The sequence below is a fragment of the Aliiroseovarius pelagivivens genome (assembly GCF_900302485.1).
In the GTDB taxonomy this organism is placed as follows: Bacteria; Pseudomonadota; Alphaproteobacteria; order Rhodobacterales; family Rhodobacteraceae; genus Aliiroseovarius; species Aliiroseovarius pelagivivens.
This window is the reverse complement of record NZ_OMOI01000002.1, coordinates 721,968-739,255: the sequence shown is the minus strand read 5'-3', so window position 1 is coordinate 739,255 and position 17,288 is coordinate 721,968. Positions and strand designations below refer to the sequence as shown.

Here is a 17,288-nt window from a genome sequence, read left to right as displayed (position 1 = left end):
CGTGTTCAGCTTGGGTTATTCGAACTCCATCTCGGCATAGACCTGACCCGCGTTCTTCGTGGCCAGCTCTTCAAACGTGTCGTGATGAGCGAAGGGGGACTGGTCGACGTAATAGGCCTCGTCCAGCGTGCCGCCATCTTCCAAAAGTTTACCGACCTCACCACGTAGATGCTTGAGATAACCGATCGTGTGCTCTTCGACCTGCGCCATGTTGGTTGGATAGCCGTGACCGGGGATCACATAGGTCGCGCCAATGGGCGCAAAGACAGTTTCCCAGGTCTCGATCCAGCAGCTTGTGCAGGTGTCTTCAAAAATGGGCGGGATGCGATTGTGGAACGCCATGTCTCCGGCGATCATCAGACCGTCTTCGGGCAGCCAGACTTGGATATCACCCGGGCTGTGAGCGAGGCCAGAGTACAGCACCTCGATGGTCTTACCGCCCATCGTGATGACCTCTTTTTCCTCGAACGTGCGGGTTGGGCCCATCGGCTCGGTGCCTTCCCAGTTCTCCTGCGCATACCGCTTCATGCCTTCGAAAAGCTGACCGGCGTATTCTTCAAACTCATGGGCGGCGTCCACGTGGGCCAGAACCTCGACGCCTTGGCTGATCCAATAGTTGTTGCCCAGCATCGCGTGGCCCTGACCGTTCTCATTGATCACAAGTTTCACAGGCTGGTCAGTGACTGCCTTGATCTCGGTGTGGAGCGCCTCGGCCAGTTTGTAGTTCGCACCCGCGTTCACCACGATCACACCGTCACCTGTCACGATGAATGAAAGGTTGTTGTTGTGACCAGTGTTTTCATAGGTCGGAGGCGCGGTGGCACCAATTGCGGACCAAACATCCGGAATCACCTCGACCGGTTTTTCGTAAAGGACAGAGTCCGGGTACTGGTCGGCAATATCCTCATCCGCAAGTGCAGGCAGGGCGAGACAGGTCAGGATGGCGGTGGTGATACGAAACATGGGATCCTCCGGAAATCAGTTCCGGATAGATTGTCACATTCGCATGTGTTGTTCTAGTAGAAAGAGAACGCTTTCCGCCGGGAGAGTCTAGGCCTCCGGCGGGGATATTTTCGGCAAGGAAATAAGGTCAGCCTTGCACGGCGTCAGCAGCGGTGCGCAGGGCGCGGATGTTGTCGCCATAGACCTCGGGCGTGTCGACCGTGCCACCTTTGAACACGGCCGAGCCTGCGACGAAGCAGTCAGCACCGGCTTCGACCAACGGGCCGATGGTGGTGGGATCAACGCCGCCATCCACCTGAATGTGAATCTCGCGATCACCGATCATTTCGCGTACCTGACGCACCTTGTCGACCGAGGACGGGATGAACTTTTGTCCGCCAAAGCCGGGGTTTACGCTCATCACCAGCACCATGTCACAAAGCGGCAGCAGGTGCTCGATCACCGAAGCGGGCGTGCCGGGGTTCAGGCTGATGCCTGCCTTGGCACCTGTCGCCTTGATGGCTTGAAGCGTGCGGTGGGGGTGAGGGCCAGCCTCGTAATGGGCGACGATCATGTCGGCGCCAGCCTCGGCATAGGCTTCGATATAGGGGTCAACCGGCGCGATCATCAGGTGCACGTCCATGAAGGTTTTCACATGCGGACGGAAAGCTTTCACGGCGGGCGGACCGAAGGTCAGGTTCGGCACGAAATGGCCGTCCATCACATCCACATGCACCCAGTCGGCACCTTGCGCTTCAATGGCTTGGATTTCTTGGCCGAAGTTGGCGAAATCAGCGGACAGGATCGACGGGGCGATCTTGATAGAACGATCAAAGGACATGGCAGTTCTCCGGGCAGCATGGATTTGCCGCCCTTATAGAGAGTTTCGCGCGATTGCGAAGGGTGAAAGCGTCGCGTCCTTTCGGTCAAAACGCAGAGTGGGTCAGTTACCAACGCCGTACCAGTCATCTGTCACCGAGCATCCTTCCCCGCGCAAACACGAAACCATTCCGTCCAGAGTTTCCTGATCCGGCTTTCGATAGACGCCTAAGTTGCAGGCAAAGTCATTGAAGATATGGAAGCGTCCACGAACGCGGTAGATGTAGACCAGCACCTCGTCCGATAGGAATTCACACGACACTGTATCGCAGTATGATTTCATGAGGACCGGTGCCTCGAACCTGTTGACGTAACCATCCTCGGTCAGGCTTTTCCCGTTCAGATAGCCCTTCAGATAGTAGATCCCATCCCTGTTTTTACTTTCAACGGTGCGTGCGGGATCTATGCTCAACTTTCCATGCACGATGAATCGCTCAGGGGCGTCGGTGTTTTGATGTGCTGGGCTGTTGATAATGGCATGGAGTAATGCGATCGGATCATGAATGGGGCAATAGCGTGCTTGCGCCACAGAGGCAGTCGTCAACAGAGCGCCCAGAATCAAGAAACCAGAGCAGAGCGCCCGCTTGATGGCAGGCATGATCTTTTGCATCATAAATTATCTTCTTGGCAAATCCGGGTCGCAGCGTTTGCCCTGAAGGCATGCTGTAACCTTCGACAGGGTGGCCGCGTCGGGGTCTTGGAAGGCAAAGCCGCCGCAGGGGTTGGTTTCCAGAAGATAGTTGCCATCGTCGCGCTTGAGATAGACCAGATACTTCGCCCCATTGGTCAGCCCCGAGCACCACGGCCCAGCGCACTGCACATTGATGTCAATGTCATGCACAAACTGCGCGGTGAACCCGGCGCGGGTCAGGCTTTGGCCGTCGATCCGTCCTGACAGGAAATTGTCCGGTTTGACGTCCTCTTGGTTTTGCCAATCCACTTTGGGCAGCTTGCTTTCATCAAAGCTGAGTGTGCCGTGGACCACCACATAGGAATCGTCCGACTTGGCGGCGTCTTGAAAGGCGGCGATGGCATTGTACGGCATGCAAGACAGGGCGAGCGCCGGGCCGGGAAGCGCCAGAAACAGGGCAGCAAACAGATTGCGCATTACAGATACTCCTGAAATCCTTCCATCACTTTGGCATAGAGTTCGCGTTTGAACGGCACGATATTTTCCACGACTTCGTTTGTGGCCATCCATTGCCAACGGCTGAATTCAGGGTGGTCGGTTTCGATATTCACCTGCGCGTCATCTCCGAGAAAGCGCAGTAGGAACCAGCGCTGCTTCTGGCCGCGATAGCGCCCTTTCCAAATCTTGGGCACAACGTCATGGGGAAGGTCATAGGGCAACCAATCGGGCAGCTCGGCCTCGATCGTCACAAGGTCCGAAGTGATGCCGGTTTCTTCCCACAACTCGCGCAGAGCGGCGTCGCGGGGGTCTTCGCCATCATCCACCCCACCCTGCGGCATCTGCCAGGCAGTCTGTGTCCCCAGCTTGGGCGCATCCAGACGCTGACCGACAAAGGCTTTGCCGTCGGCGTTCAGGATCATGATGCCCACGCAAGGGCGATAGGGAAGTTTGGAAATTTGTTCGGGGGTCATGTGGGCCTCGTCTTTTTCCGTCACACTAGGCGGCAGAGCGCCAAAGGAAAAGGGCCACCCGAGGGCGGCCCTTATTGTTCAATCGACAGAGATCACTCGGCTGCCTTGATCGTCGAAAGACCCTTGATCAGATCGACGGCGTAGGACAGCTGGAAGTCATCGTCGCGCAGCTTGGCGGCCTCTTCGGCGGCTTCGCGTTCTTCCTCGATCTGACGGCGTTCGTCATCGGACAGGCTGTCATTGTTCAGACTGCCGCGAAGATCGGCTTCGCTGCGCTGACGGCCATTGTCCTGATCTTCGTCTTCGCTTTCCGGCTGACGCGGGGGCTGTTCCACCACGATATCGGGCGAGACGCCCAGCGCCTGAATAGAGCGGCCCGACGGTGTGTAATAGCGCGCGGTGGTCAGGCGCATCGCACCTTCGGACGCAACGGGCATTACTGTCTGGACCGAGCCTTTGCCGAAGCTTTTCGTGCCCACGACGATGGCGCGGCGGTGATCCTGAAGGGCACCTGCGACAATCTCGGACGCCGAGGCCGAGCCGCCGTTGATCAGCACCACAATGGGTTTTCCTTCGGCCAGATCGCCAGCTTGGGCGTTCACACGCTCGCTTTCTTCCGGATTGCGGCCACGGGTCGACACGATTTCGCCGCTGTTGAGGAAGGCGTTGGATACAGCGATGGCCTGAGACAACAGGCCGCCGGGGTTGTTGCGCAGATCCAGCACCACACCGTCCACGTTCTCGAACCCACCAAGGGCTTCAACCTCGCGGGCCAGACCGTCGGCCATGTTAGGATAGGTCTGGTCGTTGAAGGTGGTGACACGCAGCACAACTGTGTTGCCCACGCTGCGCGCGGTGGCGGCGGTCAGCTTGATCGTGTCGCGGATGATCGAGACGTCAAAGGGCTCGTCCACACCTTCGCGCACAACCGTAATAATGATTTCCGAGCCGACCGGACCGCGCAGCTTGTTCACAGCCTCGTCCAGCGTCAGACCCAGCAGGCTTTCGCCATCCACATGGGTGATATAATCGCCAGTGGCCATGCCCGCATCATCGGCAGGTGTACCATCCATCGGCGAGACAACGCGCACGAAGCCTTCTTCCTGCGTCACCTCGATGCCCAGCCCGCCGAACGACCCACGGGTCTGCACGCGCATGTCAGCGGCATCCTTGGGCGACAGATAGCTGGAATGCGGATCGAGCGAGGACAACATGCCGTCAATGGCGGCCTCGATCAGATCGCCGGGTTCGACCTCTTCGACATATTGCGCGCGGATTCGTTCGAAAATGTCGCCAAACAGGTCAAGCTGCTCGTACACCGTCGCGTTATCGCTGGCGTCTTGCGCGACCAAGGGTCCGGCAATCTGCGTGGTCAGAATGACGCCTGCCAAGGTTCCGCCCAGCGCGGCCATTACGAGTTTCTTCATTCCATCAATCCTTGCCTGCCGCGAACCAGTTCGTGGGATCCACGGGTTTTCCGTCTTTTCTAAGCTCTATATAAAGCGTTTCCGAGCGTTCTGCGCCAGTTCCTTCCTCCGCAGCGATCAAAAACGCTTGATCATCGCCGGAGCTGACAGCCGGATCGGCCCCGCCCATCAGACCTACGGGCGCGCCTTGGGCCAACACTTCGCCCACGTCTCCATACAATTGACCCAACCCGGCTAGCACCAAAAGATAGCCGTCACCGGGTTCCAGAATGGCCACGTTTCCATAGTCCAGAAGCGGGCCGAGATAGCGGATCGTGGCGGGCCACGGGGTTGTGACAATGGACAAGGGGCGCGTCACGACAATCAGGCCGGGGCGCTGAATGCCCGCGGCATCACGCTCGCCATATCCGCGCAGTACGCGGCCCAGAACCGGCATGGCCAGGCGCCCACGCACGGACGCGAAGTCCGGCAGAGCCGTGGCGCTGGCATTGGCTTTCGGGTCCGACATCAGACCTTCGGCAAAGCTGGCCAGCGTGTCCGCACTTTCCACAAGGGTTTTCATCCGCGCTTCGTCCGCAACAAAGCGACGAGGCAATTGGGTGCGGCGCGCGATAGCAAGGCTAAGCTCAAACCGTGCTTCCTGCACGCCGGCCAAGCCCGCTTGCAACGTGTCCACGGCGTTTTCCTGAAGCGCGCGCAGGGTGCGCTGCTCTTCCAGTCTGAGACGCAGATCTTCGGCCTGAGCTTGCAGGGCGGGGGTCACTTCAGACAGAATCATACCTGACCGCGCAGTGCCCAATGGGCCGGACGGATGGACCAAAAGCGCGGGCTCGGGTGCTTTTCCGATGGCTTGCAGCACGCCAAGAAGCTGGCCCAGACGATCACTTTCCGCATTAAAGGCGGCTTGCAGAGTGGCTTCACGCAGGTTGATCCGACGCAACCCGTCGCGCAGGGAAGACAGGCCTTCCTCGTAGGCTTGCACGGTCTGCGTCAGCGCCGCGATTCGGTCGCCGGATTTCTGCGCCTCTTGCAGGGCTTGTGTTGCGGCCTCAAGCTGGCCCATTGCTGCCCGGGCTGTTTGCGTGGGGTCGGATTGCGCAGACAAAGGCCCGGTCGCCAGGACCAAGGCAAGGCCCGCCAGAAGGGGCTGGAGGGCGTGGCGCAAGATCACGGACGGATCAGGCTTTCGCCGGTCATCTCGGCAGGTTTCGGAAGATCCATCAGCTCTAATACCGTGGGGGCCAGATCGGCCAACCGCCCATGTGCCAAAGAGCTCCCGTCCGGCGCACCCATCAAAACCACGGGAACCAGGTTGGTGGTGTGGGCAGTGTGAGGGCCGTTCGTCGCGTCATCCCACATGGTTTCGCAATTGCCGTGATCCGCAGTGACGATCATCGCGCCGCCGACCTCTTCCAAAGCTGCAATCACCTTGCCCAGACCTTGATCCACAGCTTCGCAGGCCGCGATGGCCGCATCCAAGTCACCAGTATGGCCGACCATGTCGGGATTGGCGAAGTTGGTGACGATCAGGTCAAACCCGTCATGGATCGCTTGCACGAAATGTTCAGTCACGTCGGGCGCCGACATCTCGGGTTGCAGGTCATAGGTCGCAACCTTGGGGCTGGCGGCCATATAGCGCGTCTCGCCCTCGACGGGGGCTTCCTTGCCACCGTTCAGGAAGAAGGTGACATGGGGATATTTCTCGGTCTCGGCGGTGTGGAACTGGGTCTTGCCATGCTTGGCAACCCATTCTGCCAGCGTGTTCACGATGTCACGCTTGGGGAAACAAGTGGTCATATAGGCGTTATGGGCGTCGGAATACTCGACCATGCCCAGAAGCGCCGACAGGGTTGGGCGCGCACCCACAGCAAATTCGTCAAAGCCCGGCTCGCCAATGGCGCGCAGGATTTCGCGGGTGCGGTCGGCGCGGAAGTTGATGAAGAACAACCCGTCACCATCTTGCAGACCCGCATGTTCGTCGATGATCACCGGGCGGATGAACTCGTCGGTGGTTTCGTTGTTATAGGCCGAAGAAATCGCCGCATCGACCGAGCTGAACACCTTGCCGTCGCCCTGCGCAATGGCCTTGTAAGCAAGCGAGACACGCTCCCACCGGTTATCGCGGTCCATTGCAAAGTAACGGCCAGACAGGGTCACAATGCGCGCGCCTTCGGGCAGGTCCGCCTGAAACGCAGCCAGCTGTTCGCGGGCGGATTGCGGGGCCACGTCGCGCCCATCGGTGATCGCGTGGATCGCCACGGTCAGCCCAGCATCGGTCAGTGCCTTTGCTGCGGCCACAAGGTGGTTTTGGTGGCTGTGAACTCCACCGGGACTGACAAGACCCGCGATATGGGCGGTACCGCCAGCGGCCTTGACCTTGGCGGCAAAATCCAGAAGGGCCTTGTTCTTGAAAAAGCTACCATCCTCGATCGCCAGATCAATCTGACCCAGATCCATCGCCACCACACGGCCTGCACCGATGTTGGTGTGGCCGACCTCGGAATTCCCCATCTGGCCGGTTGGCAGGCCAACATCGGGACCGTGGGTGATCAGTGTATTGTTGGGGCAGGTCGCCATCAGCCGCTCAAAGTTCGGCGTGTTTGCCAGTGCTGGCGCGTTATAGGCGGTGTCCTCGCGCAGACCCCATCCATCCAGAATGCACAAAACAACGGGTTTCGGGATAGTCATGTCGGGGTCCTCTGGCTGCTCGCCTTCTATCTATGGGGTCAGGGGGGCGTGTGCAACGGTTGAGGCGTGGTTCTAGACCCGGTGATACGGGCTTCCTGCCAGAATACTCGCCGCGCGATAAAGCTGTTCGGACAACATCACGCGGACAAGCATGTGGGGCCAGACCATTTTACCAAAGGACAGGCTGGCATCCGCCTTGGCGCGCAGGGACGGATCGATCCCGTCTGCACCACCAATGACAAAGGCCACATCTCCGCGACCTTCATCACGCCAACGGCCCAAAAGGTTGGCAAACTCGGGCGAGGACATGACCTTGCCGCGCTCATCCATCGTGCAGATCAGCGCACCTTTGGGAATGGCACGTTCCAACAAGGGCGCTTCAGCAGACATGCCGCCGCCCTTCTTGTCTTCGACTTCATGGAGAGAGAGCGGACCAAGGCCCAGCGCCCGCCCGGTCCGGTCGAACCGGGTGGAATAGTCGGTGATCAGCTCAAGTTCGGGCGATTTGCGCAGCCGTCCGACCGCGCAGACATGCACGCGCATCCTATCGCCCCCTGATCAGGTCGCGGCGTCGGCCGCGCCGGGTTCCATCCACATCTTTTCAAGCTGATAGAACTCACGCACTTCCGGGCGGAACACGTGGACGATCACGTCGCCCCCGTCGATCAGCACCCAGTCGCCCTGACCCTTCCCTTCAATCTTCGAGAAGACGCCCATTTCCTGCTTCAGCTTATCTGCAAGCTTTTCAGAAATGGCAGATACCTGACGAGTCGAACGACCAGAGCACACGACCATGTTGTCGGCAATCTGCGACTTGCCGTTGAGGCTGATCACCACAACGTCTTCGGCTTTGTCTTCTTCAAGGGTCTTCAGGACAAGGGCCAGCATCTGCTCGCTGGCGGTATTTCCGGGGTTAGCCGTCATTTCGGGATCCCCTGCGGCTGCGCCTGATGCAGCCTCTGTTTGCAAAGACAGGACATTGTCCTCCTAACATTACACACCGTTCCGCCCCGGTGCTGGGCATGTAAGAATCGTAACACCGCCAGCACATAAGCTCAATCCACCGTTTATCAAGCCAGCGTGAAGGGTATGTAAACAGGTCACGGGTCGATTTTGGGGCCGGCATCTTCCAGCATCCGAACCTCGCGCTGCGGGAATGGGATCGAGATGCCATGCTCGTGGAACGCATCCCAAAGCGCCAGATAGACATTGCCGCGAATATTGGTCAGCCCGCCAGACGGATCATCGATCCAGAAGCGCAGGATATAGTCGACCGAGCTGTCACCAAATCCGACGATATGGCAAACGGGCGGGCGGAAGCTGAGCACACGGTCGACACTGCGAGCGGCATCGATTGCGATTTTGCGTACTCGATGGGGATCATCGCCATAGGCGGTACCGAAAAAGATATCCAAGCGCACGAAGGCGTTGGTATGCGACCAGTTCACCACCTGTCCGGTGATCAGGTCTTCGTTCGGGATAAGGTATTCGCGCCCGTCCCGCGTCACCACGGACACATAGCGCGCGCCCAATTGTTCGATCCAGCCGAATGTGTCGCCAAGGCTGATCACGTCTCCGGGTTTGATTGACTTGTCCAGCAAGATGATCACGCCTGACACAAGGTTCGACACGACCTTTTGCAGACCAAAACCAAGGCCCAGACCAATGGCGCCAGACAGGAAGGCCAATCCGGTCAGGTCCACTCCGACCGCCTTCAGCGCGATAAAGAAAGCTGCGCCATACAGGCCCATCTGAAGGAACTTCACCGCCAACACCTTCATGGATGGCGAGATATCCTCGTTCTCTTGAATACGCGCGGCGGATCCTCGACTGAGCATTCGTGCCAATGCAAATAGGATGCCAAGGATCACCAAGACACGCAGGATGGTCCAAAGTGAAATCCGGAAGTCCCCGACCTCGAGCGCGAGGTTATCAAGAACGCTCGCAGTCTCTTCGGTGATGCCAAGGAAATAGAGCGTGACATAAATCCACATGCCCCACGTGGCCATGCGGCGCAGGGGGCGGTTTTCGATCGCGAAGGCAGCAAGCCCCACCAACAGCCACGCCGTGACCATCGTAGCAACGAGCGCGATCAGATAGCTGCGGGAGGGCCATGTGACTTCGCGCATCACGGACACCGTGCCCCATGACAGCACGATATAAGCCATCATCGCGATCCGATTGCGCAGATGAATGGCAAAGCGCAACTTGCGTTTGGACCACCCCTCGCGGGTACGCAGCCATGCTTCGATCTTTGGAACCAGAAGTCGAGAAATGATAAACGCAGTCGCCGCAAGTCCCAGCATGATGAGAACCTGATACAGCCGCCATGTCTGACTAAGGCTGACAACAAAGTCGCCACCGTCCTCCCAAAGCGACCAAAGCTGTTCGGTCAGGGACGGTCCGGACGGCTCTGTGGACACGTCCGGTTTGACTTCGGCTGCGGGATCCTGCTCCATTCCCCCTCCTTTTTTGGCAGCATGGCATGGTCCCATATAGAAGGTCCAGAGCCTCGCCCCTTGCCCTGAAGGGCGGGAACGGTTATCTGACCAGCATGACTCGGATTTTTGACATGGATGACCACGCGTTCTTGCCGTGGCGCTTCTTCGGCGCCCAGAACGCGGTGCTTGCCTGCCTATAAGACTTTGTCGCCCGTTTCCGCGGGCGAGCAATCCCTGTCACCCTACCCAATCACAATCCACACGATATCCACGGAGAGCGATATGACCGCCCCGAAGACACTCTATGATAAAATCTGGGATGCCCACGTAGCCCACGAAGCTGAAGACGGCACCTGCCTTTTGTATATCGACCGCCATCTGGTCCACGAAGTGACCAGCCCGCAGGCGTTCGAAGGCCTGCGCATGGCTGGCCGTCAGGTTCACGCACCGGACAAGACTATCGCCGTGCCGGACCACAACGTTCCGACCACCGCTGGCCGTGAAGACCCCTCGCAGATGACCGAGGAAAGCCGCATTCAGGTGGCTGCACTGGACAAGAACGCCAAGGAATTTGGTGTGCATTACTATCCGGTTTCGGACGTCCGTCAGGGCATCGTGCACATCGTTGGCCCGGAACAGGGCTGGACCCTGCCCGGCATGACCGTTGTGTGCGGCGACAGCCACACCGCGACCCACGGTGCGTTCGGCGCACTGGCCCACGGCATCGGCACCTCGGAAGTTGAGCACGTTCTGGCGACGCAAACGCTGATCCAGAAAAAGTCCAAGAACATGAAGGTCGAGATCACCGGCAAGCTGAAGCCGGGCGTGACCGCCAAGGACATCACGCTGGCCGTGATCGGCGAGACCGGCACCGGCGGCGGCACCGGCTATGTCATCGAATACTGCGGTGAAGCGATCCGCGATCTGTCGATGGAAGGCCGTATGACCGTCTGTAACATGGCCATCGAAGGCGGCGCCCGCGCTGGCCTGATCGCCCCGGACGAAACCACCTTTGAATACGTTAAAGGCCGCCCGCACGCCCCGAAAGGTGGCCAGTTCGAGCAGGCTTTGGACTATTGGAAAACGCTCTTCACCGACGAAGGCGCGCATTTCGACAAAGTCGTCACGCTGAAAGGCGAAGAGATCGAGCCGGTTGTGACCTGGGGCACCTCGCCCGAGGATGTTCTGCCGATTTCGGCTGTCGTTCCCAGCCCGTCTGATTTCGAAGGCGGCAAAGTCGACGCGGCTGCACGCTCGCTTGACTATATGGGTCTGACACCGGGTCAGAAACTGACCGACATCGAGATCGACACCGTATTCATCGGGTCCTGCACCAACGGCCGCATCGAAGACATGCGCGCTGTGGCCGAGATCGTGAAAGGCAAGAAGATCAAAGACGGCATGCGTGCCATGATCGTACCCGGTTCGGGTCTGGTCCGCGCTCAGGCTGAAGAAGAAGGACTGGCTGACATCTTCAAGGACGCTGGCTTTGAATGGCGTCTGGCTGGCTGCTCGATGTGTCTGGCAATGAACCCCGACCAACTGTCCGAGAACGAGCGCTGTGCCTCGACCTCGAACCGCAACTTCGAAGGTCGTCAGGGCTATAAAGGCCGAACCCACCTGGTGTCGCCCGCCATGGCCGCCGCTGCCGCGCTGACCGGTCGGCTGACCGACGTTCGTGAACTGATCTAAGAGGACCGCAACATGGAAAAGTTTGAAAAACTCCAAGGTATCGCGGCCCCTATGCCGCTGGTGAACATCGACACGGATATGATCATCCCGAAAGTGTTCCTGAAATCGATCGCACGCACAGGCTTCGGCAAGAACCTGTTTGACGAGATGCGCTATAACCGCGACGGCACCGAGATCGAAGATTTCGTGCTGAACAAGCCGCAATACCGCGACACCCAGATCCTGATCGCCGGTGACAACTTCGGCTGTGGCTCGTCGCGCGAGCACGCTCCTTGGGCGATTGCAGATTTCGGCATCAAATGCGTGGTCTCGACCTCGTTCGCTGACATCTTCTTCAACAACTGCTTCAAGAACGGCATCCTGCCGATCGTCCTGCCGCAAGAGCAAGTCGACACGCTGATGGCGGACGCGGAAAAGGGTGCAAATGCCCGGATGACCGTGGATCTGGAAGCGCAGGAAATCACCACTTCGGACGGTGAAACCATTGCTTTCGAAGTCGATGCGTTCAAGAAACACTGCCTGCTGGAAGGTCTTGATGACATCGGCCTGACGATGGCAAAGAAAGCGTCAATCGACGCTTTTGAAGCCAAGGCAGCAGCGGCTCGTCCCTGGGTCTGACTTTTAAAATACAACCACAGGAAGGGGTCGACTATCATGGTCGACCCCTTTTTGGTGTCAATTTGGTGCATTCCGGCATCATTTGTGGCGTTTTTGGGGCAATCTTACCGCGAATATCGCTCCTAGCCTTGCAGCACCCCCTTTTCCTGCGCAGTCTATTCCCAACCACCCTGGTTTGACCCTAGCGAGGGGCAAGCGCGGAACAAGGATGCGGCATGAATCGCACCGTCCGTATTGCGGAGGAAGAGGCATGGTAAGACGACTGATTGGCGCCATTGTGCGCGCTGGTCTAATGGTGATGTTAATCGCAACACCTTCGGTCCTGGTTCCAGGAGTCAGCGCCGAGGGCGGTCAGGTTGTGGCAATTCTTGCCTTGGCAGCGGCCGCTTTGACCACGTTCGAATATGCGTCCACCTACCCCAGCATTGTCGAGTTTCGGGACGCCCGCCCCTTCAACCGTATCAGGTTTCTGTCGCTGTTTGCATCGGTCCTAAGCCTGTCAATCATCGCCCGTTCGCAGGTAGATCCCTCGATCACGGTCGAGTTTTTGACCTCGATCGGTATCCTGATCGGGCAGGCCATTGATTTTCCATACAGCCCCGTTCACGCGGTGGTGTCGATCCTACCGGCGGATGCCCCGTTCGCGGATCTGGTACAGCTGCGCGCCTTTGCCGGGATGAGCTATCTGATCTCACTTCTCTCCATCGCGGTGTTTTTGATCGCGTTGCGCCTGACCAACTGGCCTTTTTATCGGCAAGAAAGCTTCAACCTGTGGGTCAACCTGCCCACGTTCAGCCCCGCCCGCAATGGCGACATCGTACGCCGCCTGAAACGGGACGCGCGCTGGAACATTGCTCTTGGGTTCTTGCTGCCTTTCCTGACACCGATGATTGTCGTCGAAACAGCGGCCCTATTTGACTCATTCGAAGTGATTGAAACCCAGACAATCATCTGGACCGTCACCGCTTGGGCCTTCCTGCCCGCCAGCCTATTCATGCGCGGGATCGCCATGCAACGGGTTGCTGTCATGATCAGCGATGATCGCAAGCGGAACGGGGCTCCGGCCCGCAATGGACAACCTGTAACCGCATGATACGACCCCTTCTGGCGCTATGTCTGGCGCTTGTTCCCTGCACAGCTTTGGCCGAGACGTTGCGCATTGCGACCTATCACACAGATATTCGCAAAAAGGGGCCCGGACTGTTGCTGCGGGACATCCTGAAAGAAGACCCGCAGATCGCTGCATTGGCGCAGGTAATTGCCCATGCAAAACCGGATGTTCTGGCGCTTCAGGGATTTGACCATGACCTTGAGGGTCACGCGTTGGCGGCATTTCAAGCGTATCTTGCGCAGGTCGGCCACGAGATGCCCTACAATTTCACCGCCGCGCCGAACACCGGGGTCGACACCGGGTTTGATCTGGATGGCGACGGACGCTTGGCCGAACCAGAAGACGCGCAAAGCTTTGGGCGCTATGCCGGCGAAGGCGGGATGGCGGTGCTGTCGCGTGTGCCGATTGGCGAGGTACGCAGTTTCTCGGATCTTCTATGGAAAGACCTGCCCAGCGCACTTCTGCCCGGCCCGGATGAGATCCCTTTTCCCACGCCCGAGGCTCTGTCGATCCAGCGCCTCAGCAGCGTGGCGCATTGGGACATCACGCTGGAACCACAAAGCGGCCCCGCGTTCCACTTGCTGACATTCCACGCCAACACACCCGTCTTCGACGGCCCCGAAGACCGCAACGGACGACGCAACCACGACGAGGTGACGTTCTGGGCCAAGTATCTGGACGGCGCCCTGCTCTTCCCGACGCCGGACGCCCCCGTGGTGATTGCCGGAAACGCCAATCTGGATGCGATGGACGGGGATGGCCGACACGAAGCAATCAACACCCTTCTAACCCACCCGCAGCTGCAAGACCCACGCCCGCAAAGCGCCGGGGGTGCAGCCGCCGCAGATGCAGATCATAGGGCAGACCCGGCGTTTGATACCGCGGACTGGCCAGATCAGAAGCCCGGCAACTTGCGGGTCAGCTATGTCTTGCCCGATACGCGCCTGCGTGTAGAGGGCAGCGGCGTGGTCTGGCCCCTACCTGATGATCCGTTTGCGCAAACGGTCGAAACCGCGTCCCGTCACCGGCTTGTCTGGGTCGATATTGCGTTTTGAGCCGTTGTTTTCTTGACCCTGAGTGCCGGGCAGGCTAGGCCCGTCTGCGACGAATTCAGTGCAAGGAATGCCCCCATGACGAACCCCTCTCTGCTTATTCTGCCCGGTGATGGCATTGGTCAGGAAGTGATGGCCGAAGTACGCAAAGTGATCGACTGGATCGGCGCGAAACGCGGCGCGACCTTCGACGTCAGCGAGGATCTGGTGGGTGGTGCCGCCTATGACAAACATGGCGTGCCGCTGGCCGACGAAACCATGGCGAAGGCGCAAGAAGTTGACGCCGTTCTGCTGGGTGCCGTGGGTGGCCCGGCCTATGACGATCTGGACTTCTCGGTGAAGCCCGAGCGTGGCCTTCTGCGTCTGCGCAAAGAGATGGACCTGTTCGCCAACCTGCGCCCCGCGCAGTGCTTTGACGCGCTGGCCGATTTCTCGTCCCTGAAAAAGGACCTTGTATCGGGTCTGGACATCATGATCGTACGCGAGCTGACCTCGGGCGTATACTTCGGCGAGCCGCGCGGCATCTCGGAAGTCGACGGCCAGCGTGTGGGCGTAAACACCCAGCGTTACACCGAAGCCGAGATCGAACGCGGCGCGCGTGCTGCATTCGAGCTGGCCATGAAGCGGGACAAGAAGCTCTGCTCGATGGAAAAAGCCAACGTGATGGAATCGGGTATCCTGTGGCGTGACGTGGTGACCGAAGTGTCGAAAGATTATCCCGAGGTCGAGCTGAGCCACATGTATGCCGACAACGGTGCCATGCAGCTGGTCCGCGCACCCAAGCAGTTTGACGTGATCTACACCGACAACCTGTTCGGCGACATCCTGTCGGATTGCGCCGCGATGCTGACCGGTTCGCTGGGCATGCTGCCCTCGGCCAGCCTTGGTGCACCGATGGAGAACGGCCGCCCGAAAGCCATGTACGAACCCGTCCACGGCTCGGCCCCGGATATCATGGGCCAAGGCAAAGCTAACCCCTGTGCTTGTATCCTCAGCTTCGCGATGGCGCTGCGTTACAGCTTTGACATGGGCGAAGAAGCGACACGTCTGGAAACCGCAGTCGAGAAAGTTCTGGCCGATGGTGTACGCACCGGCGACCTGCTGAACGAAGAAGGCGTGAAGCCGGTGTCGACCAGCGAAATGGGCGATGCAGTCATCGCCGCGCTGGACGCCAGCCTCTAAGTATCTTTCCCTTCGGCCTCAATCGGGGCCGAGGGGAACCCCCGCTGCGCGATGGCCTGATAATGGGCGACACGCTCGGCGTGATGAAGGCTTCGGTCTAGCCAGCGCATCGCATCCGTATGCGCAAACACTTCCTGAAGATCATAGATCCCCGCATGCTCGCCCAGCAAAAGCCCGCGGCGATGCTTGTTCTTGCGATGCTTGATGATGTCGTGAAGTCGGGACAGACGTGCTGCCTCACGCGAACTGAATTCGGCTTCGGCAAACCGCCGCAAGGTGGCGCCAAGCGCCAAGGTTGGGCGGCGCAGAACATGGTCTTCTAACAGCTCGTTTACGTGTGTGGTCTTGCTGGCCCGGTTGATTAGGCGCGACATGTGGTCGGTCTGGTGCAATAGCGCGGAATAGGTTTCCTCTTCGACGCGATTGTCCCGTTCCGGATGGATGTGTGACAAGAATTCAGACAGATCTTCGAGCGCGCCCTGAAATGGCGCAAGGGCCGAGATTCCGCGATAGTCCGGAGGGGTGTTCATCGCCTGACCCAATGCGCCAAACAGCCGGTTGGCGATCTTTTCACATGCGCCCTGCGCTGCAACCAGCGCCGCGTCCGTGTCCTTCAACAGGCTGCGATCCAACGAGATCAACTTGCCTTCTTCTTTCTCAGGCACCAACCGCGCAACCATCGCCGCAAATTTGGACGTCACGGGCAGGAAGGCCGCCGCGCCGATCAAGTTGAACCCAGTGTGGAACACCAAAAGCGCCGTGAGGTCGTCAAAGCTTTGCGCCAACCCGCTAAGCATCGGGATGACAAGTAAAAGCAAGGGAAAGGCGAACCCGGCGGTCACGCAATTAAAGATCAGGTTGGCAATCGCGGTTTGCCGCATCGGCAGCGATCCCCCGACTGACGCCAGAATGGCCGTGAAGGTCGTCCCGATATTCATTCCGATCACAAGGGCAGCGGCCTGCACCAACTCGATCGCGCCACCCTGCAAAAGGACCAAGGCCAAGGCCATCGCGGCGCTGGAGGATTGCATGACGATGGTCATGACAAGCCCGATGCCGACCAAGAACAACAGCCCTCCGATCCCGCTGCCAGGCAGGATTTCGGGCGTCACCGTGTCCTTAAACCCCCCAAGCCCGGTCTGCATCATCTCAAGCCCGATGATCAGCAGGCAAAGCCCCGCAAAGCCGCGCCCGATCCGCTTCCACATGCCCTTGCCAAGAAGATCCAGCAGGCTGGCGGGCAAAAGCAGCGCCATTGCGGCGATATCCAGATCAAGCTTGAACCCGACCAAAGACACCAACCAGCCGGTCGCCGTCGTGCCGATATTGGCGCCGTAAATGATGCCCAGCGCCTGCACCATCGTCAGAAGCCCAGCCCCGACGAAACCCACGGTCAGCACGGTTGTCGCGCTTGAGGACTGGATGACTGCTGTGCCCAAAGCCCCGGTCAGCACCCCGCGCAACGGGGTCGTGGTAAACCGCCCAAGCAAACGTCGCAGATTAGATCCCGCCGCATCACGCAGTGCATTGGTCAGAATTTCCATCCCGACCAGAAACATTCCCACACCACCGATGGCGTAATAAACCTGCAAGGGCTCACCCCTTTTTGCTCGTGTTCAGTCTGGCGCAATCGGCCGGGGTCCACAAGAAGCTG

The 17,288-nt window shown here is 59.1% G+C and carries 17 protein-coding genes; 5 read left to right on the top strand and 12 right to left on the bottom strand.

Annotated features, from left to right (window positions below; translation table 11 throughout):
- Positions 1-15: 15 nt before the first annotated feature.
- The 11 genes from ALP8811_RS15765 to ALP8811_RS15715 all read right to left on the bottom strand — a co-directional run bounded on the left by ALP8811_RS15765 (position 16) and on the right by ALP8811_RS15715 (position 9,997).
- Complete coding sequence (locus ALP8811_RS15765; protein WP_108858207.1) at positions 16-963, bottom strand: MBL fold metallo-hydrolase; 948 nt, start codon at positions 961-963, stop codon at positions 16-18.
- Between the two features lie 127 nt (positions 964-1,090).
- Positions 1,091-1,783 (bottom strand): ribulose-phosphate 3-epimerase, encoded by a 693-nt coding sequence (gene rpe / locus ALP8811_RS15760; RefSeq protein WP_108858206.1) that lies wholly within the window; start codon positions 1,781-1,783, stop codon positions 1,091-1,093.
- A 102-nt stretch (positions 1,784-1,885) separates the two neighbouring features.
- Positions 1,886-2,431 (bottom strand): hypothetical protein, encoded by a 546-nt coding sequence (locus tag ALP8811_RS15755; protein ID WP_181363787.1) that lies wholly within the window; start codon positions 2,429-2,431, stop codon positions 1,886-1,888.
- Positions 2,432-2,437: 6 nt separating this feature from the next.
- Positions 2,438-2,929, bottom strand: coding sequence for a hypothetical protein (locus tag ALP8811_RS15750; protein WP_108858204.1), 492 nt, complete (start codon positions 2,927-2,929; stop codon positions 2,438-2,440).
- Complete coding sequence (locus tag ALP8811_RS15745; RefSeq protein ID WP_108858203.1) at positions 2,929-3,423, bottom strand: RNA pyrophosphohydrolase; 495 nt, start codon at positions 3,421-3,423, stop codon at positions 2,929-2,931. The genes ALP8811_RS15750 and ALP8811_RS15745 overlap by 1 nt, the downstream gene beginning before the upstream one ends.
- Positions 3,424-3,515: 92 nt before the next feature.
- Positions 3,516-4,850, bottom strand: a complete 1,335-nt coding sequence (locus tag ALP8811_RS15740) for a S41 family peptidase (RefSeq protein WP_108858202.1) — start codon at positions 4,848-4,850, stop codon at positions 3,516-3,518.
- A 4-nt stretch (positions 4,851-4,854) separates the two neighbouring features.
- Positions 4,855-6,021, bottom strand: coding sequence for a murein hydrolase activator EnvC family protein (locus ALP8811_RS15735; RefSeq protein WP_306418717.1), 1,167 nt, complete (start codon positions 6,019-6,021; stop codon positions 4,855-4,857).
- A complete protein-coding gene (gpmI, locus tag ALP8811_RS15730; RefSeq protein WP_108858201.1) occupies positions 6,018-7,538 on the bottom strand; it encodes a 2,3-bisphosphoglycerate-independent phosphoglycerate mutase in 1,521 nt (506 codons plus the stop codon). The genes ALP8811_RS15735 and gpmI overlap by 4 nt, the downstream gene beginning before the upstream one ends.
- Positions 7,539-7,610: 72 nt before the next feature.
- The gene (gene rlmH / locus ALP8811_RS15725; protein WP_108858200.1) at positions 7,611-8,081 is read right to left on the bottom strand and encodes a 23S rRNA (pseudouridine(1915)-N(3))-methyltransferase RlmH; all 471 of its coding nucleotides are present in this window, start codon (positions 8,079-8,081) and stop codon (positions 7,611-7,613) included.
- A 15-nt stretch (positions 8,082-8,096) separates the two neighbouring features.
- On the bottom strand, positions 8,097-8,462 hold the full coding sequence (rsfS, locus tag ALP8811_RS15720; protein WP_108858199.1) for a ribosome silencing factor: 366 nt from the start codon (positions 8,460-8,462) through the stop codon (positions 8,097-8,099).
- 176 nt (positions 8,463-8,638) lie between these two features.
- Positions 8,639-9,997, bottom strand: coding sequence for a mechanosensitive ion channel family protein (locus ALP8811_RS15715; protein WP_108858198.1), 1,359 nt, complete (start codon positions 9,995-9,997; stop codon positions 8,639-8,641).
- 264 nt (positions 9,998-10,261) lie between these two features.
- Here ALP8811_RS15715 and leuC point away from each other — a divergent pair, with 264 nt between their 5' ends.
- From leuC to leuB, 5 genes are all read left to right on the top strand, one after another.
- The gene (leuC, locus tag ALP8811_RS15710) at positions 10,262-11,671 is read left to right on the top strand and encodes a 3-isopropylmalate dehydratase large subunit (RefSeq protein WP_108858197.1); all 1,410 of its coding nucleotides are present in this window, start codon (positions 10,262-10,264) and stop codon (positions 11,669-11,671) included.
- A 12-nt stretch (positions 11,672-11,683) separates the two neighbouring features.
- A complete protein-coding gene (gene leuD, locus ALP8811_RS15705; RefSeq protein ID WP_108858196.1) occupies positions 11,684-12,289 on the top strand; it encodes a 3-isopropylmalate dehydratase small subunit in 606 nt (201 codons plus the stop codon).
- Positions 12,290-12,539: 250 nt separating this feature from the next.
- Positions 12,540-13,382: a hypothetical protein gene (locus ALP8811_RS15700; protein ID WP_108858195.1), complete on the top strand. Its 843-nt coding sequence runs from the start codon at positions 12,540-12,542 to the stop codon at positions 13,380-13,382.
- The gene (locus ALP8811_RS15695) at positions 13,379-14,455 is read left to right on the top strand and encodes an endonuclease/exonuclease/phosphatase family protein (RefSeq protein WP_108858194.1); all 1,077 of its coding nucleotides are present in this window, start codon (positions 13,379-13,381) and stop codon (positions 14,453-14,455) included. The genes ALP8811_RS15700 and ALP8811_RS15695 overlap by 4 nt, the downstream gene beginning before the upstream one ends.
- A gap of 75 nt (positions 14,456-14,530) precedes the next feature.
- Entirely contained in the window at positions 14,531-15,634 is a 1,104-nt protein-coding gene (gene leuB, locus ALP8811_RS15690) for a 3-isopropylmalate dehydrogenase (RefSeq protein WP_108858193.1), read from the top strand.
- Here leuB and ALP8811_RS15685 read toward each other — a convergent pair.
- Positions 15,631-17,226 (bottom strand): Na/Pi cotransporter family protein, encoded by a 1,596-nt coding sequence (locus ALP8811_RS15685; protein WP_245924680.1) that lies wholly within the window; start codon positions 17,224-17,226, stop codon positions 15,631-15,633. The two genes, leuB and ALP8811_RS15685, sit on opposite strands and share 4 nt — an antisense overlap.
- Positions 17,227-17,288: the final 62 nt, after the last annotated feature.